Source organism: Spirosoma sp. KCTC 42546 (assembly GCF_006965485.1).
Taxonomy (GTDB): Bacteria; Bacteroidota; Bacteroidia; order Cytophagales; family Spirosomataceae; genus Spirosoma.
Genome location: NZ_CP041360.1, coordinates 6801493 through 6822748, shown reverse-complemented (window position 1 = coordinate 6822748; position 21256 = coordinate 6801493). Strand labels below are relative to the sequence as shown.

At 47.3% G+C, this 21256-nt stretch carries 16 protein-coding genes; 11 read left to right on the top strand and 5 right to left on the bottom strand.

Annotation, left to right across the window (positions count from 1 at the left end):
• Window positions 1-120: 120 nt before the first annotated feature.
• Window positions 121-4191, bottom strand: coding sequence for a hybrid sensor histidine kinase/response regulator transcription factor (locus EXU85_RS27855; RefSeq protein ID WP_142775226.1), 4071 nt, complete (start codon window positions 4189-4191; stop codon window positions 121-123).
• Window positions 4192-4445: 254 nt separating this feature from the next.
• Between EXU85_RS27855 and pgeF the strand changes: the two genes are divergently transcribed.
• Entirely contained in the window at window positions 4446-5213 is a 768-nt protein-coding gene (gene pgeF / locus EXU85_RS27850) for a peptidoglycan editing factor PgeF (protein WP_142775225.1), read from the top strand.
• A gap of 67 nt (window positions 5214-5280) precedes the next feature.
• Window positions 5281-5523: a GlsB/YeaQ/YmgE family stress response membrane protein gene (locus EXU85_RS27845; RefSeq protein ID WP_142775224.1), complete on the top strand. Its 243-nt coding sequence runs from the start codon at window positions 5281-5283 to the stop codon at window positions 5521-5523.
• 96 nt (window positions 5524-5619) lie between these two features.
• Here EXU85_RS27845 and EXU85_RS27840 read toward each other — a convergent pair whose 3' ends face one another.
• Window positions 5620-6777, bottom strand: coding sequence for an acyl-CoA dehydrogenase family protein (locus EXU85_RS27840; RefSeq protein WP_142775223.1), 1158 nt, complete (start codon window positions 6775-6777; stop codon window positions 5620-5622).
• Window positions 6778-7142: 365 nt separating this feature from the next.
• On the opposite strand from EXU85_RS27840, the gene EXU85_RS27835 reads away from it, so the two are divergent.
• Complete coding sequence (locus tag EXU85_RS27835; RefSeq protein WP_142775222.1) at window positions 7143-8474, top strand: UDP-glucose/GDP-mannose dehydrogenase family protein; 1332 nt, start codon at window positions 7143-7145, stop codon at window positions 8472-8474.
• Window positions 8475-8552: 78 nt separating this feature from the next.
• Window positions 8553-9536 carry a UDP-glucuronic acid decarboxylase family protein gene (locus EXU85_RS27830; RefSeq protein WP_142775221.1) on the top strand — a complete coding sequence of 328 codons (984 nt, stop codon included), beginning with the start codon at window positions 8553-8555 and terminating at the stop codon, window positions 9534-9536.
• Between the two features lie 126 nt (window positions 9537-9662).
• Here EXU85_RS27830 and EXU85_RS27825 read toward each other — a convergent pair whose 3' ends face one another.
• Complete coding sequence (locus EXU85_RS27825; protein WP_142775220.1) at window positions 9663-10997, bottom strand: sensor histidine kinase; 1335 nt, start codon at window positions 10995-10997, stop codon at window positions 9663-9665.
• Between the two features lie 327 nt (window positions 10998-11324).
• On the opposite strand from EXU85_RS27825, the gene EXU85_RS27820 reads away from it, so the two are divergent.
• The 3 genes from EXU85_RS27820 (at window position 11325) to EXU85_RS27810 (ending at window position 15614) form a co-directional block, all read left to right on the top strand.
• Entirely contained in the window at window positions 11325-12080 is a 756-nt protein-coding gene (locus EXU85_RS27820) for a hypothetical protein (RefSeq protein ID WP_142775219.1), read from the top strand.
• Window positions 12081-12561: 481 nt separating this feature from the next.
• Window positions 12562-12900: a PadR family transcriptional regulator gene (locus EXU85_RS27815; RefSeq protein WP_142775218.1), complete on the top strand. Its 339-nt coding sequence runs from the start codon at window positions 12562-12564 to the stop codon at window positions 12898-12900.
• Between the two features lie 14 nt (window positions 12901-12914).
• Window positions 12915-15614 (top strand): ABC transporter permease, encoded by a 2700-nt coding sequence (locus EXU85_RS27810; RefSeq protein ID WP_142775217.1) that lies wholly within the window; start codon window positions 12915-12917, stop codon window positions 15612-15614.
• Here the strand turns inward: EXU85_RS27810 and EXU85_RS27805 are convergent.
• Both EXU85_RS27805 and EXU85_RS27800 read right to left on the bottom strand, forming a co-directional pair.
• Window positions 15600-16184, bottom strand: a complete 585-nt coding sequence (locus tag EXU85_RS27805) for a hypothetical protein (protein ID WP_142775216.1) — start codon at window positions 16182-16184, stop codon at window positions 15600-15602. The genes EXU85_RS27810 and EXU85_RS27805 overlap by 15 nt on opposite strands.
• Window positions 16185-16219: 35 nt before the next feature.
• Entirely contained in the window at window positions 16220-16933 is a 714-nt protein-coding gene (locus EXU85_RS27800) for a porin family protein (RefSeq protein ID WP_142775215.1), read from the bottom strand.
• Between the two features lie 379 nt (window positions 16934-17312).
• Between EXU85_RS27800 and EXU85_RS27795 the strand changes: the two genes are divergently transcribed.
• From EXU85_RS27795 to EXU85_RS27780, 4 genes are all read left to right on the top strand, one after another.
• Window positions 17313-17750, top strand: coding sequence for a hypothetical protein (locus EXU85_RS27795; RefSeq protein WP_142775214.1), 438 nt, complete (start codon window positions 17313-17315; stop codon window positions 17748-17750).
• A 269-nt stretch (window positions 17751-18019) separates the two neighbouring features.
• Window positions 18020-19123, top strand: coding sequence for a sensor histidine kinase (locus tag EXU85_RS27790; RefSeq protein WP_246859270.1), 1104 nt, complete (start codon window positions 18020-18022; stop codon window positions 19121-19123).
• A 164-nt stretch (window positions 19124-19287) separates the two neighbouring features.
• Window positions 19288-20472 carry a sensor histidine kinase gene (locus tag EXU85_RS27785; protein WP_142775213.1) on the top strand — a complete coding sequence of 395 codons (1185 nt, stop codon included), beginning with the start codon at window positions 19288-19290 and terminating at the stop codon, window positions 20470-20472.
• Window positions 20469-21251, top strand: coding sequence for a LytTR family DNA-binding domain-containing protein (locus EXU85_RS27780; protein ID WP_142775212.1), 783 nt, complete (start codon window positions 20469-20471; stop codon window positions 21249-21251). Before EXU85_RS27785 ends, EXU85_RS27780 begins: the two co-directional genes overlap by 4 nt.
• The last annotated feature ends 5 nt before the right edge of the window (window positions 21252-21256 follow it).

Below are 21256 nucleotides of genomic sequence, written 5' to 3'. Positions count from 1 at the left end.
GTGGATAGACTAATTTGATTGATCAAATGTCGATAGTTATGCGGAAATACACTGTCAAATTTGGGTCATATTCTATCGTATTTGGGACATTGTACAGGTGTAGCAGTGGAAATCCACCAATTAAGTGGTTTTTCTAGGATTCGCTATAAATTCTGTCGGTGTTTTGTGGTAGAATTCTTTGAAAACGAGGGTGAAATGCGATGGCGTTTTTAATCCAACCAAGTAAGCCGTTTCGGTTACGTTTCGGCCAGATCGTAAAAGATCGGCAGCTTTGCGAAGACGATATTGGCGAATCAGTTCATTGGGGGCGAGTTGAGTCAGACTGTGGACTTTACGATAGAGTGTTTTGCGACTCATGGCTAGCTGGTCGGCTAGCCAATCAACATTAAGCGACGGGTTATCGAGGTGATTATCCAGTAGCTCGTAAACCCGATGCAGAAAAGGATCTTTTGTTATATCGAGTGGCGTAGGTGTATCAAGCAGCGTAAATTGATGACGGTACTGGTCACGCAGTCGTTGTTGACGCGTAATCAGATTGTGCAACCGTAAATGTAACTCATCCAAATGGAACGGTTTGGCCAGGTAATCATCAGCGCCTTCCTGCAAGCCCTCAATTCGGCTGAGGTGAGCTGCCTTTGCGGTTAGTATGACTACAGCGATATGATCGGTATCGGGATGAGTTTTAATGAGTCTTGTCAATTCGTACCCATCCATTTTGGGCATCATCAAATCTGAAATAACAATATCCGGGAGTTCGGCCTGGGCCAGTTTCCAGCCCTCTTCACCATTGTCTGCACTAAGTACCTGATACGTTTGGGCTAACTCAGCAATCAGAAACTCCCGTAGTTCAACATTGTCTTCTACAATAAGCATTCGTGGTGCTCCTTCTTCGGCTATTGACTGATTTTCGGAGAGGTCCTTCGTAGCAATTGGCCGTTGGTCAATAATCGTGTGTTTCCGGTCAGGCAAACCCACCGCTGGCGCTTGTATATCGTCGGATAAAGGCCGAACGGGCAAGGTTACACTAAAGGTAGTGCCCACCCCTGGCTGGCTATCCACATAAATAGCCCCGCCTACTAAATCAACCAATTCCTTAACCAAAGACAAGCCAATGCCTGTTCCTTCATAATGGCGGGTAGAGGAGTAATCAACCTGATAGAAGCGGTTAAAAATATGTGGGAGATTGTCGGATGAAATGCCAATGCCCGAGTCTTTTACGCTAATTAGTACACGGGGAGTTTCAGGGATAGTGACTGAAGCGTCTGGTTTGAGGGTAACCTGTATGGTTCCACCTGCTCCAGTGAATTTCAGGGCATTCGATAGTAAATTGGTCAGAATTTTTTCCCACTTATCGGCATCGAATAACTGCTCTGGTGGCAATTCATCGGCTGTGTATTGTAGCGTTATACCTTTCTGTTCAGCTGCCGGTCGGAATGAATCGACCAACTGGCTAACAAATTCGGAGACTTCGCCACGCATGAAGGAAACAGGCATGCTGTTAGCTTCCAGTTTCGATAGATCCAGTAACTGATTGATGAGTCGTAGCAACTGGTTCGCATTACGTTGTACCAGTGCAAGCGTTTGGCTGGTTGAATTATCTAACCGATTCCCTTGCAGGAGCTTCTCAACGGGCGTTAGTATCAGCGATAAAGGCGTCCGTAATTCATGGGTGATATTTGAAAAGAAACGGGTTTTTAGTTCATCGACAACTTTTAGCTGTTCGGCTTCTCTACGATTGAGTTCTAACTCCTGCCGTTGGCGGATACGATTTGTATAAAAACGGAAATAACTTCGAATGCCAACAGCCGCCAGTAACGCATAGAAACTATAGGCCCACCAGGTAGCCCACCAGGGAGGCCTAATGACAAGTCGAATAGAGGCTCCCTTTGTGTTCCAGATACCGTCACTATTCGCAGCTTTCACCCGAAATGTGTAGCTGCCTGGCGATAGGTTCGTGTAATTGGCCACATAACGATTGCCATTCTGTACCCAGTTTTTGTCGACACCAATGAGCTGATAAGCATACTGGTTCTGCTCAGGTAGTGCGTAAGCCAGTGCTGCAAATTCGAATGACAGAAAATTTTCATCATGCTTCAGCGTAATTTCTCCATTAGATACTGGCTGAGGCTTATCCAGTACCTTAAGGGCCGTTATATAAACAGGAAACGGTCGCGTATCGTCGCGAATACTATCAGGGTTGAATTGCACAATCCCGTTTAAACTGCCAAAAAAAAGCTGGTTGTTATGTCGGCATACAGCGTTTTGTAAAAAATCATTACTAGGTAATCCTGTATATAGCTCATAGTTACGAACGGCGTTTGTGCGGGGATCAATCTTACTAAGGCCTTTATCGGTGCTTATCCATATAGCACCCGCATTGTCGCTTGTAATGCCTACAACGCTGTTTCCCCGAATGCCATGCTGTTTGGTAATAGTGGTAAAAAGCCCGGTTTTATGGTCAAATTTATTTAACCCGCCTAAGTGCGTTCCGATCCAAATAATGCCGTCCTTGTCTTCATAAATGGCCTGAACGTCGTTGCTGGTCAATTGGCCTTGGAGGCCAGCTTTGTAATGAATCGTTTGGCCAGTTTTGGGGTTCAGCTGCAAAATTCCCTGATGCTCTACTAAAATCCATACGTCGCCGGTTCTGCTGGTTAGCAGCCCATGTACGTATCGGTCAGGTAACTTACTGCTATCACTTTGCTCATATTTATAGTAGGTATATTGGTGTGTATGTGGATTGAAGGAAGCAACGCCCCCCTCGCCCCCAATCCAGAGATCACCTGTTGGCGCACGCTCAACAAACTGGGCGGGTACTTCCGATGGATAGCTGGTATAGCGGCCCGATGCCTGGTCAAATGCGTATAAGCCATCCGTAGTGGCAATCCAAATACCTGCCGATCCATTGGATAGAAAGGCGCAAGGGTAGTTTTTGTGTTGGCCAATGGACCCCAGGGTTTTAGGTGGAATGCTTTCGAAAAAGCTCTTTCCGCTTGCCATCCGATAAACCGTACTTAGGTTACTAAGCCAAAGTTGACCATGGTTATCCTGCAATACGGCGTTAACCCGATTTTCAGGCAAATTTGCCTGACCCTTATTCGGAATTACCTGATAGGTTTTAAACGGTTTTGTGGTAATGGCCTGCCGGTCTATACCATTATCGGTGCCAACCCATAAGGTGCCCGCCCGATCGTGGTACACGGCCTGAGCATTATTACTGCTAATACCTTTCGAAATGCCAGGATCTGGGCGGTAGGTGAAGACCTTTTCGCTACCAGGGTCGATGGCCTGTAATCCACTGGTCGTTCCCACCCAAACGATTCCCTGTGCATCCTGGTGGATTGAGTTCAGAAAAACGAACGAATTGAGTTGATTCCCAGGGTTATAAGGTACCAGTTGCCAGGGCTGACGGCGAAGGTCGAGCTTGAACAAACTATAACCAGCCGTAGCGGTGCCTAACCAGAGAACATCCTGTGCATCCAGATAAACTGAAATAAATGCTGGCTGGGCGTCATTCATCGTTCTAAAGGGAATAGGGGTAAATCGCCCCGTTGCCCGATCAAAGAGATACAATCCCCGGTTGGTGGCTACCCAAAAACGGTGTTGTCTGTCTTCAAAGACCGTTTTGACCGGCACCTCCAGCTGGGGTGCCGGATAGAGCGTAAATGAACGTTTTTCTGGTTCATAGCGGGCCAGACCTGCAAACGTACTTATCCACAGTACGCCCTGACGGTCTTCGTAAATGGAAAGTTGATTATTCCAGCGGTGTGCCTTGCTGGCCTGAATGAGGTGTGGTGTAACAAGCCCGGATTGCTTGTTCAGCTCATACAATCCACCGCCTTCCGTTATGGCCCACAACCGGTTTGAACGATCTTCGCAAAGGCCCGTTATGTGGCTGTTTTGAAAACTATGCGTTGGATTACCGGGATCGGGTTGCCAAACGGTAAAGGTGTGGCCATCGTACTTATTAAGTCCTTCATTTGTGCCAAACCACATGAATCCTTCGCGATCCTGAAGAATACAGTTAACCGAGTTGTTAGAGAGCCCATCTTTAACGGAAAGATGCTCAAACTGATTAACTATGGGCTGGGTTAACGCCTTTGTTACCTGCTTACTATCAAAGCGATACGGTTGAGCGAACCCCTGCAGAAAGGGAATCAACGCGAGTAAAAGCAGGTATGGACGTACCATGAAAGCGGGCAATCTATTTAGTCTTGCTAAGCTAATAAGGACGAACTTATGTTATCGTACTCATTTTTAATTCCCTAAATAAGAGGTACTCGATAGTTATTCTTACGAGATGTCCTGAATGGTTTATTTTGGGGTAATCAAGGCAGTAAGTCGCCCATCCAGGTTACTTGGTTTGTATGGTAATTTTCTTGAAAGTACGGGACGTCAACACTGAAAAACGTCTCATTACTTAGTTTTACCCGTAAATTTACAGTATGAACACGGACTCAAACCTAGCGTTTTTATATCGGTCACCTGCACTATTTTTTAGTTTCACGAAGCTCATTGCCGCCGAGAGTACCCGGCATGGGGGCGTCAGTCCAGCTCCGTTTTCATCGCTCAATCTAGGCATCAATACCGCTGATGCCCCTGCGAACGTAGAGGAGAATCGTCGTCGTTTTTTTGACGCTATTGGTGCCCGGACAGATCAGTTTGCTTCATCGCATCAGGTACATGGTACAGAAATCCTATACGCCACGGAAGCTGGCCGTTTTGATGGATATGATGCCTTGATTACGGATAAACCGGATTTGCTGATCGGCGTAACCGTTGCCGACTGCGTCCCGATTCTTATGTATGATCACGAACATCAGGCCGTTGCAGCCATTCATGCAGGCTGGCGGGGAACGGTTGGTGGAATTGTAACGAAAACACTCGAACGAATGCAGCAACAATTTGGGACTACAGCCAGTCAGTGTTATGCCTACATAGGTAGCTGTATTGACGAATGCTCGTTTGAGGTAGGACCAGAGGTGGCCGAGCAGTTTGAACCTGCGTTGAAGCGGCTAGATGCCCATACAGGCAAAGGCTATATCGACTTGAAACGGGCTAATTTGAATCAGCTCGTAGCCTTCGGTATTCCAATGGCACAGGTAGAGGTATCGCCTTTTTCGACGGTGCTCCATAACGATGACTTCTTTTCATATCGGGCTGAGCAAGGGCAAACCGGGCGGATGCTGGCCGTGATTGGATTGAGAAATTAAACAAAATAGTATAGCCCCTGTTATATACCTGTTTTCAGTATAGAAGTTCACTCAACGCTTAACAATCATGGGAATCTTAGTATCAATTCTGGTAGGGGCTATAGCCGGTTGGCTGGCCGATCTCGTTTTTAAACGGTTTTCGTTTTCATTGTTCGCCGAAATCCTGCTTGGCATCGCTGGCGGATTTGTTGGTGGCTGGATATTTGGCCGCGATGGCGGTATGCTCGATCAAATTTTAACGGCTTTTGTGGGTGCCATTATTATTCTTGGTATTGCTGCATTAGTTAAAGGCCGTAGTAGTACGGTATAATTTAAAAGAGGTAAAAGGAGGAAGGGGAGGAGAGGGAGAAGAGAACTGCGTTATGCGATTCATTCTCCCTCTCCTCCCCTTCCTCCTTTTACCTCTTTATTTCAGTATCTGCCTTGAAATTACCAGTTTCTGAATTTCGCTGGTACCTTCTCCAATTGTGCAAAGCTTGGCATCCCGGTAAAATTTCTCGACAGGGAAATCCTTTGTATAGCCATAGCCACCGAAAATCTGCACCGCTTCGTTGGCTACTCGAACCGCTGTTTCCGAAGCAAACAGCTTCGCCATGGCTGATTCTTTTGTAACCGACTTGCCTGTGTCTTTCAAATCAGCAGCCTGATAGGTTAAGAGCTTAGCTGCCTCAATCTCCGTAGCCATATCGGCCAGTTTAAAACTTATGCCCTGAAAATTGGCAATCGGTTGGCCAAATTGCTCACGCTCTTTGGCATAGGCCAATGCTGCATCATAAGCACCGTAGGCAATACCCAGGCTTAGGGCTGCAATCGAAATACGACCTCCATCAAGGACTTTCAGTGACTGAATAAAGCCATCGCCTACGGCACCGAGCCGTTGGCTGTCGGAAATTCGGCAATCCTGGAACAGCATCTCTGCCGTTTCGGAAGCCCGCATGCCGAGTTTGTCTTCCTTACGCCCTCCCGAAAAACCGGGTGTGTCCCGTTCAACAATAAAGGCTGTTGCGTTATGGGCTGTGTTTGGTTCACCGCGGTCCGACGTATCGGTACGGGCAATCACTACGGCTACCTGGCTGCTTATGCCGTGAGTAATAAAGTTTTTTGCCCCGTTCAATACCCACGTATCTGCGCCATCACGAACCGCCGTTGTTCGCATATTCCCCGCATCTGAGCCAGTATTGGGTTCTGTTAACCCCCAGGCCCCTAACCACTCGCCAGTGGCCAGCCTGGGAAGGTACGTCTGTTTTTGTTCGGGGCTCCCAAATAAAAGGATGTGATTGGTACAGAGCGAATTATGGGCCGCCATCGACAAGCCAACTGACCCATCAACGCGGGATAATTCAACAATAGCTGTTACGTATTCGCGGTAACCTAAACCGGCTCCCCCGAACGCTAAAGGCACCAGCATACCCATTAATCCCTGTTCGCCTAACTGACGGAACAGCTCAGCCGGGAAGTGCTGGCCTTCATCCCATTGTCGGATGTTTGGACGAATTAGCCGTTCGCTCAAATCACGGACAGACTGGGCTATTAATTCTTGATTTTCTACAATTTCGTTCGTCATAAAGCAAGGCTAATTGATACCGTGTGCAGATAGAAATTTCGACAAATTATAGATTAAGTACAATCTTTTTTTGTCGGCTGCAATAACCATTCCTTTTCGATTTTAACCGTTGTATTAAGAATGGAATACTGGTAAAACAGATAAATGAGTAACTTATAATAATCATTCGTTGTTTTTGGGTGTCATTTAGACACGTTTAGCTACGTTCAGAAATATATGCTTTGTCGTTAGCCGATTAATCAATCGTAAGTCCACTATTATTCATTAGGAGTAGGCGGTTATTAAAAAACTCCTATTTTTGTGACATTAGATAATCGAATACGTCTGTATTAATCTATCGTAAAATCCTTAGTTAAGCTACCTATATGAAACTAGCAGTCGTTGGAACCGGATACGTAGGCCTTGTTACGGGTACGTGCTTTGCTGAAACAGGCAATCAGGTTACCTGTGTGGACATCGACGTCCGAAAAGTTGAAAAACTAAATAATGGAATCGTCCCTATTTACGAACCAGGTCTTGAAACGCTGTTTCACCGGAACGTTGAGGAAGGTCGTTTATCCTTTACCACTGATTTGGAAGAAGGGATCAAAGGCGCAGAAGTTATCTTCCTGGCCTTACCTACCCCTCCCGGCGAAGATGGCTCTGCCGATCTGAAATATATTTTGAAAGTAGCCAGTGATCTCGGACCGATTCTGAGTCAGTATGCGGTTATTGTTGATAAAAGTACGGTTCCCGTTGGTACGGCGGAGAAAGTTCATGCCCACATTGCCGACAATGCCAAGGTGGATTTCGACGTAGTATCGAACCCCGAATTTTTGCGGGAGGGCGTAGCCGTCGAAGACTTTATGAAACCCGACCGGGTTGTAATCGGTACTAAATCAGATCGGGCGAAAGGCGTAATGAACCGGCTCTATGCCCCGTTAGTGCGGCAGGGTAATCCGGTTATTTTCATGGACGAACGTTCGGCTGAAATGACCAAGTATGCTGCCAATGCATTCCTGGCCACGAAAATCACGTTCATGAACGAGATCGCCAATCTATGCGAGCGGGCGGGTGCCAATGTCGACGATATTCGTCGGGGTATTGGCACCGATAGTCGTATTGGCAAACGGTTCCTGTTTGCCGGTATTGGTTATGGCGGAAGTTGCTTCCCCAAAGATGTACAGGCGTTAGCTAAAACAGCGAAAGATTTCGATTATGATTTCAAAGTACTGAAGTCGGTAATGGAAGTGAATTACCTACAGAAAACCAAATTGTTGCCGCAGATTTTGGGGCACTTTGGGGGCGATCTGACAGGCAAAACCATTGCTGTATGGGGTTTGGCATTTAAACCCTACACCGACGATATTCGTGAAGCACCAGCTCTCGATAACATTCGTGCCTTAATCGCTGCTGGCGCGAAAGTGACGGTTTATGATCCAGAAGCGATGGACAACGTCCGTGAGCAAATTGGTAATGCCGTTACGTACGCACATACGCAATATGCTGCTTTAGATGATGCGGATGCACTGGTTGTTATTACCGAATGGCCCTTGTTCCGGACACCGGATTTCGAAAAAATGAATCTGCTATTGAAAAATAAACTAATTTTCGACGGTCGTAACGTATATGAACTCGATCAGATGCGCGAGCAGAATTATACATACTATTCGGTAGGCCGCGAAACCGTTTTAGCACCGGTAGAGCAGAAGGCCTAATTCCTTTAGACATAGAGTTTGCAGAGACACAGAAATAAAACTCTGTGTCTCTGTGTTTACTACTTTCCTAAGCAGTTTATGAAGCGAGTGTTAATAACCGGTGGAGCCGGGTTTCTGGGGTCGCACCTCTGCGATCGGTTTATTAAGGAAGGCTATCATGTGATGGCAATGGACAATCTCATTACAGGCGATATCCGTAACATCGAGCACCTCTTCCATCTGCCCAATTTTGAGTTTTATCACCACGATGTATCCAAATACATCCACGTGCCGGGCGAACTGGATTACATCCTGCATTTTGCCTCTCCAGCCAGCCCGATCGATTACCTTAAAATTCCGATTCAGACCCTGAAAGTAGGATCCTTGGGTATTCATAACTGTCTTGGTTTGGCGCGGGTAAAAGGTGCCCGAGTACTGATTGCCTCTACCTCAGAAGTGTACGGCGATCCAAACGTGCACCCACAGCCTGAAGAGTACTGGGGAAATGTAAACCCCGTTGGCCCTCGTGGTGTGTACGATGAAGCAAAGCGGTTTCAGGAAGCAATAACGATGGCTTACCATACCTATCATGGACTGGAAACACGTATTGTTCGCATTTTCAATACCTATGGACCTCGGATGCGCCTGAATGATGGCCGTGTATTACCTGCTTTCATTGGCCAGGCATTACGGGGCGAAGACCTGACTGTTTTTGGGGATGGAAGCCAGACGCGCTCATTCTGCTACGTAGATGACCTGGTTGAAGGAATCTACCGACTCTTGTTGAGCGACTATGCGTATCCGGTTAATATTGGTAATCCGTCTGAAATTACCATTAAAGAGTTTGGCGAAGAAATTATCAAACTTACCGGAACAACCCAGCAGTTAATCTTTAAAGATCTGCCTACCGACGACCCCAAACAACGCCAGCCCGACATTACAAAAGCAAAGGCTATTTTGGGCTGGGAGCCTAAAGTGCCCAGAGATGAAGGGTTGCGGGTAACCTATGACTATTTCAAGAGCCTGCCTCAGGAAGAGCTGTACCGGGCAGCCTATCATCGTGAGTTTACGAAGCAACAATAACGCTTGCAGTTACTGAAAAATTACCTAATTTTACTTCAGTAACTGCCTTGGCAGTACACCTTTAGCTGTCTAATGAAAACCTGCGAGCCACATGGCCTGCAGGTTTTTTTGTGCGCTGGTACCGGCCTAATTAACGGCTACAGACTGAGGCATCAGTAAGGGCAACGTTACCTGAAACCAACCATCCCATTCTTCAATAATTGGCGCAGGTTGATTTAGGAGTCGGTATTTGACGGAGATATTCGATAAACCGACCCCATTCGATTCGACGCGTAGTGTTTTTCGCTGTAGGCTATTTTCAACAACCAATTGTTGGGTATCTGTGCTTCGGATGCGAATTCTGAGTGGGCTCTGGCTGAGTACTACATTATGTTTGACCGCATTTTCAACCAGCAATTGTAGCGTAAGTGGAGGGAGCAACGTTTCCATATACGCTTCATCGACGGCTACCTCCAAACTAACCGAGCGACCAAAGCGGGTTCGAAGCAGATGAAAGTAGGAATTGATAAAGCGTAACTCGATGCGTAAGGTGGTCAACTCGTTTTCGTTACTCCGCAACAAATAGCGGTATACATTAGATAACTCATCCACAAACTCTCCTGCCTGAGTGGGGCTCTCGTCAATTAACGACGAGAGGGTATTTAACCCATTGAACAGAAAATGAGGGTTGATCTGGCTCTGTAAGGCCCGCATCTGCATCTCCGTCTTTTCCTGCTGCATACGCTGTAAGGCCAGATCGGCTTCAAGAAACTCGCGGTGATGTTGCTCTCGTTCGCGCTCCAGTTCTTTTTCGAGAACTGCTTTGTTAACCGCTTCGCGCCGGTGCCGATACGAAATGCCCAGCGAAAAAAAGATTAAATCCAATACAACACCCGTCTGAATAAATAAGTCGGGATGTTGCCAAAACGGTAACTGTAAGTCGAGACTGGGCGAGCGTACAAGTAAAACAAAGGTTATGGCGTGATTGATCAGTAGCGATGCTGTTCCGGCCACGAAAAAGCGTGCAACAACATCTTTGGAACGGAAAAATGAAAAAACGATATAGCCCCCTACACCAAGCAACGCAACGCGTACAGGAATCAGGAGTAAGGTGTGGAGCCTGGTTTGCCAGAAATCGGTAAACAGGTAGATATACGTTTTGACAACGCAGTAGGCAACCAGCATCCATTGAACCCAGGCTACCCAGCGCAGAAACTTGGGACGCTCCCGAAGGTTTAGGAAAATCTTGGCTAATTCAAGGTAGAGAATATAGCCCGTGTAGGAGAGCAGGAGCTTATAGAAATTGGCAATGTTATAGGGCAGTAAAAAATGATTAATTGTAAAGTAAACGGCCCAAATCAGTGTGTAAATGGAGTAGATACTATAGATGCGCTCCCGATACATAAACCACTGAACAGAATTAGCCAGCAGCATCGCCAATACCATACCCAGGAAGAGTGGAGACCAGGCTTCGTACGTCATTAATCAAGTAAAGATCAGTTTATCAAGAGGATAAACAAAGATACAAGAATCGATCTATTTTAATTTAATGCGCCCTATTTAGCGGAGATAGCACTTTATGAGCGGTGGTATTTCGGGCTGAGTCGTACGAACTTTTGTATAAGTGGCTCCTGCGTCATTGGTAGAAGAGGGCGTACCGGCTACGCCAATTCAAATCATTTCACCTGACTTTCATCACAGTTCATGTTGTGCTTTGTACAGTTCAATCAATCGCTTCTGGATTGATCGCACTGGTCCGTCGTACGTTTGCATCGTTCCTCAGGAAAAACCAAAAACAACAACTACAAAATGAAAACAAGTATCCATTTCGCTGCGTTGGCTATGGCCCTAACGCTTTCAGTTGATCCGGCCTTGGCCCAGCAACCCGTTCGTCGCCCGGCGACAAAAACCGCTGCCCGGCCTACTGCATCAACTACCCGTACCAATGTTAGCCAGGCAAAAAAGCCAGTGGTAACTCAACCCGTTGCGGCAAAACCTCAGCCACAGGTGCAACAGGCTCCAGCTCCTAGCCCGGCCCCAGCAGCTGCCCAGCAGACGGAGACTCGTCCACAGCCGGTTGCTCATACTACTACTGCTCGCCCTCGGGTAACGTCCTCATACCGGAGTCATAAGAATGTGTATGTTAATCTGGGTGTTGGCCTGGCAACCTATTATGGAGGAGGTTTTCCAGTGGGTGTGTCGGTCGAAACAGATGTGAAAAACAACTTTTCTGTGGGTGGCTCCCTTGATTACTACCACTACAACTACGGGTACTACTCCAGTGGCTACAACTTTGTGTACTTTGGCGCCCGCGCTTCTTATCACTTAGGCGAGGCCCTCAACGTACAGTCAGACAGTTTCGATCCGTATATAGGCGCATCGCTGGGCTTTCGCTATGCAGGTTCTGGGTACTCGGACTACTACTATTCAAGCTCGTATAATAGTGGCCTGTGGGTAGGGCTACACCTGGGTGCTCGATTTATGTTCAGCCCCAAGGTTGGCGCTTTTACCGAACTAGGATATGGGGTGTCGGCTGTAAAGCTGGGACTAACCGCAAAATTTTAACGCATATTCATCCTTCTAAAAACCAAAACAACAAATACAATGAAAACAACACGACAAATTCGTACCATTTTCCGCAGCGAGCGCGCTCGGTTACTGGGTGTGGGAACCGTAGTTTCCCGCCCAGTACGGCGGACGCCCGCCTACTGAACTGGCCGGTTATGATAGTTAATAGCCTACGCCAAACAAAACCACAGCCCGAAGCTATTAAAGCAGATGGTTGTGGCTTTCGTTTTTAGGAGTGGAATGAGGCTCCTAAGTGGCAGATTACTTCACTGGTTGTAGCTTACTTGATCGGTAATTACCTACAGTAAACAGCGCGATATACGTTTATTAAGTAATGTCCATGATTGGACATGGATGCGTCCGTTTCTGGACAATGGTTTCATGCCTTATGTACTTCTGAGTATCCTAAGAGCACTTTTTGCCTCTGGCATTAGATTTGATTTAAGATATTGTATCTAATAAACCTGCTTGCTTATCCATGAAAAAGACCATATTAGGAGAGCTCGAAGAATTGGTACTTCTGGTGGTTGCCGCCAGCACAGACGATGTCTATGGCGTACCCGTTATGGAGCAACTTCAACTCCAGACGGGACGAAGCTTCACTATTAGTGCAGTACATACCACTCTATATCGACTCGAAGAAAAAGGCTTTCTGTCATCCTCCGTGGGTGGCGCGACTGCTGAGCGGGGAGGGCGAAGCAAACGTTTATTTGTCCTGACGGCAGAAGGGGGGAGGGTCTTAGTAGACATTCAGCAGATGCGAACCCGGTTGTGGCAGTCTATTCCCCAGAGCAAACTCCAACTGTTGGGACTTTAAGCTTTTCCAGACTTATGACTCGAAAGCATCTTTCACCTCAACAACCGCCCCGTTGGGCAGACTGGATATTGGAATGGTTTGTGGCCCCCCACCTGCTGGAGTATGTGCAGGGTGACTTACACGAAGCCTTTTATAAGCAGGTTGCTCAGGTGGGTCTGGTCCGTGCCCGACGCGACTACGTCTGGGCTGTACTGCATTGTTTAACCCCCTTCTTTGCCAGGCGCCAAAAAAACGATGTACGAAAGGCCAAACTCAACCCTAGCCATTATAATGCGTATTCTAAACCCTTTTTTATGGACATGCTCTCAAACTATCTAACCATTGCTTTTCGCAACCTATGGCGGCATAAAGCGTTTACAGCCATCAATAGTATAGGCTTAGCTGTGGGGCTGGCAACCTGCCTGCTGATTGCCCTCTTCGTGCTACACGAACTGAGCTATGACCGCTACCACTCCCATGCAGAGCGACTATATCGGATGACCCTACATACCCGATTGGGTGAAAAAGACATCAATTATGCCTATTCAGCCGAACCGGCAGGACCAGCTCTGCTGCGTGACTACCTAGGCGTGGAGGCCATTACCCGTCTACGCGATGATGGTGATTTTCTGGTTAAAAACGGAGAGGAAACGTTTAAAGAAGGTCATGTGGCCTTTGTTGATTCAAATTTCTTCTCGATTTTCTCAATTCCTCTGATAAAAGGGCATAGGGCAAGCGTACTCGTTGACCCCAAAACACTGGTTCTCACACAAACAACTGCCCGGAAGTATTTTGGTCAGGCAGATCCCATTGGGAAAACGCTGTCAGTGGGTAATCTGGGCGTTTTTCGGGTGACCGGTGTTTGTGCCGACATTCCGTCGAACACCCACTTTCATTACGATCTGTTTGGCTCGTTTCCGTCCGTTAACCAGGGCGTTAAATGGCTGGCCAGCGGTGCCTACACCTATGTGCTACTTCGGGATGGTTACTCAATTCAGCAGGTAGAAGCCCAAAGCCAGGGGTTTCTGCGTAAGTACATGGCCTCAGAAATCAAGGAGTTCCTCGGTATTGACCTGCCCGAATTCCTGCAAAAAGGTAATCGACTTGGCTTTGGCTTTCAACCCGTAACGACCATTCACTTATATTCCGATTTAGATGATGAATTGGAAGCCAACGGCGATATTAAATACGTGTACATCTTTACGGTGATTGCGCTGTTTATCCTCCTGCTGGCCTGCATCAATTTCATGAACCTATCCACCGTCGGATCAGCAGGACGCGCTAAAGAGGTAGGAGTTCGCAAAGTAATGGGTTCTGTTAAATCGCAGTTGGTCAGTCAGTTCCTGACAGAATCTGTCCTTCTAACTTTACTGGCACTGTTGCTGGCGCTGGGGCTCGTTTTCCTGGTATTGCCTGGCTTTAATGCATTGGCCGGGAAACAGTTTACCCTCGGTGAGATTGCTAACGGATGGCTGCTCTCCGGCGCAGTAGTAACCTGCCTGGTAATTGGCCTGCTAGCCGGTAGCTACCCGGCCTTTGTGCTTTCCTCGTTCAAGCCCATTACGGTTCTTAACGGCAAGAGTGAGGCTGGCTTGCGGAGCGGTTGGTTACGCAATGCGTTAGTGACCGGTCAGTTTACTGTTTCAATCGGTATACTTATCGCCACAATCGTTGCTAACCAACAGTTGCGCTTCATGCAGGATAAGAAGGTTGGCTTCGACAAAGAGCAAGTGCTGGTCTTACACGATACGCACGTACTGGGCTCCAAATTAAATGCCTTTAAAGCTGAACTCGCCAGGATGTCATCCGTCGTCAAGATATCTCTGGCAGGTTTTCTACCGGCCGGAACATCTAAACAGAGTCAGGATGGTATTCTGATTAAGGATGGGTCTAAAACTGCCGCTTACACAACGAAAAGCTATTTCGTCGACGAAGATTATCTGTCTACATTAGGGATGCAACTGGCGCAGGGCCGCAATTTTTCGGAGGCTTTTCCCGCCGATAATTCGTCTGTGCTACTTAACGAAGCCGCCGTTCGGGCGTATGGCTTCAAGACGCCCATTGGTCAACAGATTTCTATAACGGGCGACGGTTCTGAAGCGAGTAAACATACGTATACGGTTATTGGCGTGGTTAAGGACTTCCATTTCGAATCTATGCGTCATCGCATTGCACCGTTAATCATGTTCTATGGCGGAGACAATTCTCAACTGGCCTTACGCATCCGGACGGACAATGTTTCCAGGCTCTTAACTACCATCGAACAGCGATGGAAGGCGGAGACGGGCGACCCTTTTGCGTATTCATTTTTAAATGAGCGATTCAATACACTGTACCAGTCTGAACAGCGGATTGGCCAACTGTTTGGCGTATTCGCTGGTTTGGCCGTGTTAATTTCCTGTCTGGGCTTATTGGGGCTTGCTGCTTTTACAACCCATCAGCGCACCAAGGAAATTGGCGTTCGAAAAGTGCTGGGAGCATCTGTCACCGGCATTGTCAAGCTGTTACTGACCAACTACCTGAAATTAATTCTAATTGCCATGGTAATTGCGTCGCCTATTGCCGGCTACATCATGAACCAGTGGTTGGGAGACTTTGCTTACAGGATTGACATATCCTGGTGGATCTTTGTCCTGGCGGGCGGACTGGCTACCACTGTTGCTATCCTGACCGTCAGTTATCAAGCCATTAAAGCAGCTCTGATGAACCCCGTCAAAAGCTTACGAACCGAATAAATTTGATAGCCCGCTAGCTCGTGGCTCAGTCACGCGAGTCGTTAGTACTGTAATCGCCAGCAGCGACCAGGCCAATGCGGAATAGGCGCCACTAATGAGCATAACGGAACTGGTTAAACCAACTAGTTTTGAGAGCGAAAAAGCCAATGGTAACCAGAAACCCATGAAAAGGGGTATCCAACGCTGCCAGCCATATAAGCGCCTTGCCCGCAAAACGGCAATCCCCACAGCTACCATCAATAGGTTGCTTAGCGGCCAGTTCATGTCGACAATAAAGTATAGGATTGACGTGGATTTCGGATCAATCATTTCCCACACGTTATACACATTCGCTAAGCAGAGTGTAAGCAGAACAACCCGGATAATGGTTTTTCCAAATCGGTCGGAACCGGTAGCTTCCAGCCTGCGTAACCCTTCCATACTAGCCAGCCAGCCGCTTATGTACAGGAGCCCCCAGGTTTTAACCAACCAACTGGAAGCCAATGGGTGGTGTATTGATTCGAGATACATACCAACTCCCAGAGTTGGTGCGCCAATCAGGCCTAGTAGACCTAAAATTTTATGATTCATTGGGGTTGGGTTATGGATGTAAAGAGTGTCGCGTGTTAAAAGCTGAAGCCTGCTGTGAGCTGCCACACGTTTGTTTTTGACGAAAACCGACTATCGTTGGCTGGGTCTTTCAAGGTAACGGGGAAAATCGTATTCAGGCTGCCCTCCTGTCGCAGGTCAAGCTGAATACCTCCCAGGTTAACACCAATGCCAGCCTGATAACCGTATACAGCCTGTTTCGCTGTTTGACTTAGTGACTGGGCGGCATAGCGCTGGAAGGAGTCAGACAGGCTGTTTGTTTCCGAAAGAGGTAGTGAAACCACGGGTCCGACATTAATTCGTAACGGCCCAAGTTTGACGCCTATCAGCAGAGGAAGATCGAACGTTGTTACCCGAACACGAACAGATTGTGTTTCCAGCCCTTGCCGGATAATATCGAATTGCCCTCCTTTAGAAGATAGGAGCAGTTCTGGCTGAATGAAAAAACGATTTCCGAACCGAACGAATACACCACCCACGATTCCTGTTGAGCGCGACTGATTCTGCTCGAAGAAATCGTACACAACATGGCCTCCCGATAATACGGGTAGCCCATTTTCCATCAGCCTGGGTGTCGAGAAACTCAGGTTGTCAAGCTGTGAGAAGTTAGCTCCGGCTTTTAGTCCAACATGTATTTTTTTTCCCGCCGATTGAGCCATGCTCTGCGTAACAAGAAGTAGCAATAGCCCAATCAGGCTGACTATCAGAATTGAATGGTTTCCTGGTTTCATAAGAGGAAGCAACGTTTCGTTTCCCCAAAATTGAAGTGTCCAAAAGCCTCATTGAAAACAGTATACGTCCGAACTGTAGCTTTTCTGTCATCAATTGAGCGAATCTATTCATGAATTAGATCCCCCTATTCATCTTGCTATCTTGTTCGGCTTTATCAGCCTTTTAGTATAAACTGCTTGTTTGGGTTATGCAGCATACGTCTACCTGGCAACTTACCGCTTCCACTTCATTCGGTAGTTCTTCCAGTTGAAACCTCTCTTTTGGCAGTTGGTACAAGGCATACTTCATTAACGGAATTGCACCACCCAAATTTGTATTACCAAACCGGCAATATCCGGTCAAGAACCTTCCATCTTTTACCAAACAACATCAAATACAATGAAAACACGATTAGCTTTCCGCTTTCCCGCTTTCCTGGTAGTACTGTTTATCGCTTCGCTGACGTCCTGTAAAAAAGGAAATGAGGTTGCTCCGGCTCCTGATCTGGCTGCTCGTGTCGCCGGGACATATACGTATTCTGAGCTTACGACTGGGGGTAAAACCTACCCTGCCAGCGATACTAACCTGAAGGGTACTATAACACTGGGTCGGCAAACGGCAACTACGGTTTCAATTCAACTGGCTATTATCAACAAAACAACCAACGAGACGTTTGCCGATGATGCGGCTGAGGGTGTATCGGTAACGGAAGCTAGCAATGGCAACGTTGAGCTACGCTATCAAGGGAATGTAATCGCCAAAGTGAATGGCAGCAAGGTCAGCATAGAGGGCGAAGATGAAGCAGGCACATCCTTTACTCTGACGGCTACCAAATAGGATAAAACCTTCTGACGGGCATTCCAGATGGCTGACTTCGTATCGTTCCATGAACAATACGAGGTCAGCCATTTTTGGCTCAATTAAATCCCTGAACTGGAGTAGCTTTTATCCTTTCGTTTGGAAAAGCGAATAGGGTTTACAATTCATACATCGTTTTTCTCAATTCATACACCGTTTTCTACAGTCTATGTAGCCCTCACCTACTGGTTAGCGTCAAATCTGCCATTTTCGGCTATTCGCTCTCCAGCATCTCTAGTGCTGGTCGTTTGCGTTTACGTACCGTGCTTATCCGTCGACCTAGTTTTTTTTCCAAGTACGAATGGTGGTATCATCTGCTGATGATGCCCATCCTGTTTCCACTTGGCAATTATTACTTCATTGGCCCATCCTACTTTACCGACCCCATAAAGTTTGGCGTCGGAACTGTGGTGGTATTTGGGTTATATTGGTTGTCGATTGTTACACTGACGCTAACGGTTTGGTGGGCCATTCGGCGTTATCCCGATGCGAGCCAGACCCTGCTCCGTACAGTGGTTATGCTAACCGCCGTAGGTAGTTTAACGGTTGGCTTAGCCATCTTCGATGTTTGGGTGTATAGTCTACTACCCGCAACCGGTGTTCAATTCAGTTGGGCCGCCGTCCGCCCGATCTGGGTATTAGGGCTTATTTTCGATGTTTTTCTGTGCATGGCCCTGGGCTTGTTTTATGCGTATGCCCGTTGGAAACAGGACATGACGGAAAGTGAACAGTTAGAGCGCGCATCCCTGCAAAATCAGTACGATGCGTTAAAAGGTCAGTTAAATCCCCACTTCTTGTTCAATGCGCTCAATTCACTCTCAATACTTATCGGAGAGGAGCCAAAGCTGGCCGAGCAGTTTGTTGATAAACTGGCCATTGTTTACCGGTATATGCTACAGCCTGATCGGCGGGGCGATGCTGTATTGGGTAAGAGTTCGGGAGACGTAACGACGCTACAGGCAGAACTTGACTTTATATGCTCGTACACCGACTTATTGACGATGCGTTATGGTAAAAGCCTTGACATTACGTTGCCTGCCATAGCTGGTAGTTCGTTGGCAACCTATGTATTGCCAACGCTCAGTTTACTCACCTTGGTCGACAACGCCATTAAATACAATAGCATGTCTGGAGCGAAACCGTTGGTTCTTTCGATTGAGATTATGCCTGATGGCTGGGTCGTTGTAACGAATAGCCGGCAGCCGAAAGCAATTCGTCTGGAAACGGATGGGGCAGGGCTGGGTAGCCTGACCGCTAAATACCGATTACTGAGTGAAAAATCCATTATGGTCGATACCACGGATGCCTACTTCCGGGTAACACTGCCATTGCTCCCGCCCAATGCGCTATGAAACAGGCTGCCTTAAGTCAACAATCCAGTTGCCTAAAAAGGCAACTCATACCATACATTCGCCAGTTGACACATGTTGATTTACTAATTTTATCGCCTTCCACTTATCTTTAACATGGATGCGTTACGATGCCATCCGCTGAATTAGTTGCTAAATAAAACCTGATGAACACGAGCTATTTTGACCATTTTCGCCGTTGGCTGCGTCTGACAAAACGCGGAGGGTGGTCGTATGTTGCGCTCATGCCCTGGTTTGTTCCACTCATTACCTACCTGCTCATTGGAGACGCCTATCTGCATACCTGGCAGACGTTTAGTGGAGCAACGATTTTTGTCTGGTTACTATCAACCATTGCCTTCCTTTTCCACGACTGGGCGGCCAATGCCATTGCTCAGCGGTATCCTGAATTACGCCAGACACTGATTCGGGCGAGTTGTACAGGACTGGCATTCATTATGTTATCGGGTTTGTTTTTGCTTGCCTATACGTGGTTTTTCATTCGGTTCCGGCCTTTTGGTTCGCAACTAACCTACCAAACTGTGCCATCGGTATTCACGTTCGATCTGGTTGCTATTGTATTGTTAATCGGTATATACGAGACGTCTTACTCCCTGTCTCGATGGCAGCAATACCAGATGAATAAAGAAAAACTTAAAAAAGAAAATTTACGGGGCCAGTTGCAGGGGTTGAGAAGTCAGGTCAGCCCACACTTTCTGTTCAACAGTCTGAACTCTCTTTCATCACTCATTGCCGAAGAGCCCCAGCGCGCGGAGCAGTTTGTGAATCAGATGGCACGGGTTTATCGCTATATGCTCCAGACTAACCGACGTCCCAACTCGCCCGTTAAGGCTGACCGGCAGGCCAATACCCTACTACCGGGCTATTTGTTCGGAGTGGGATCGGCAGAAGGGGAAGACGGTGATGAGTTAACTGTACTGGAGGCTGAACTGGCCTTTATCGACTCGTATTTTCATCTGTTGAAAACCCGGCATGGCGATGGGTTACATCTCAACCTACAAATTGATGACCACTATCGCTCGTACCGGCTACCACCGTTAACGTTGCAACTACTGGTTGAAAACGCCGTTAAGCACAACGTCATTCTGGCAAGTCGCCCTTTATGTATCGACATTATGACCACCGAGCGGGGCTACCTTCTGGTGCGCAATAACCTTCAGAAAAAAACGAGCCGGTCCGGGCCTGTGCTTTTAGAGTCGACGCAGGTTGGACTAACAAATATTCAGGCTAAATATGAGCTATTAGCCTGCCCGGCACCCACTATCGAAACTGGCCCGGATTATTTTACTGTCACATTACCACTACTGGAAAAAAAACAAGCAACCGCATGAATGCTCTGATTGTTGAGGATGAAGAATTAGCTGTTCGCAAACTTCAGAAATTATTGGCTGAAGTAGCTCCCACCTTAAAAGTGTTGGGGGTAACAGCCAGCATTGAAGATACAGTAGACTGGTTGGAGGGTCTTCGGGCAAAAGGACAGCCAGACCCTGACCTGATTTTCCTAGATATTGAATTAGCCGATGGACAAAGTTTCGAGATTTTTGAGCGAACCACCGTACGTAGTACCGTAATTTTTACAACCTCCTACGATGAATATGCCCTTCAGGCATTCAAGGTAAACAGCATAGACTATCTGCTAAAACCCATCCAGCGAGACGACTTACAGCGAAGCCTGCAAAAATATGAGGATCTGCGGAGTCAGTCGGGCAATGTCCCTAGCCTCAATATCGAAAAGCTGCTGCAACAGCTTCAGAGCCAGTCACCCCGAGATTATCGTCAGCGATTTCTGGTACGTCAGGGCCAGCGGATGCTATCGGTCGAAGTAGGAGAGATCGCTTATTTCTATACCGAAGATCGGTACAGTTTTTTCGCCATGCACACGGGGCAGAAGTTTCTGGTCGATTATACACTGGATGAAATTGCCGATGCCCTCGATCCGGGCCGCTTTTTCCGAATCAACCGGGGAGTCATTGTCACCCATCAAACTGTAGACCAGATACAACCTTATTTCGGCAATCGGCTGGCTCTTAGCCTCAAGCCCGTGTTCGACAAAGAAGCGCTTGTAAGTCGTGAGAAAGTAAGCGATTTTAAGCAGTGGATGGGTAAATAAGGGTA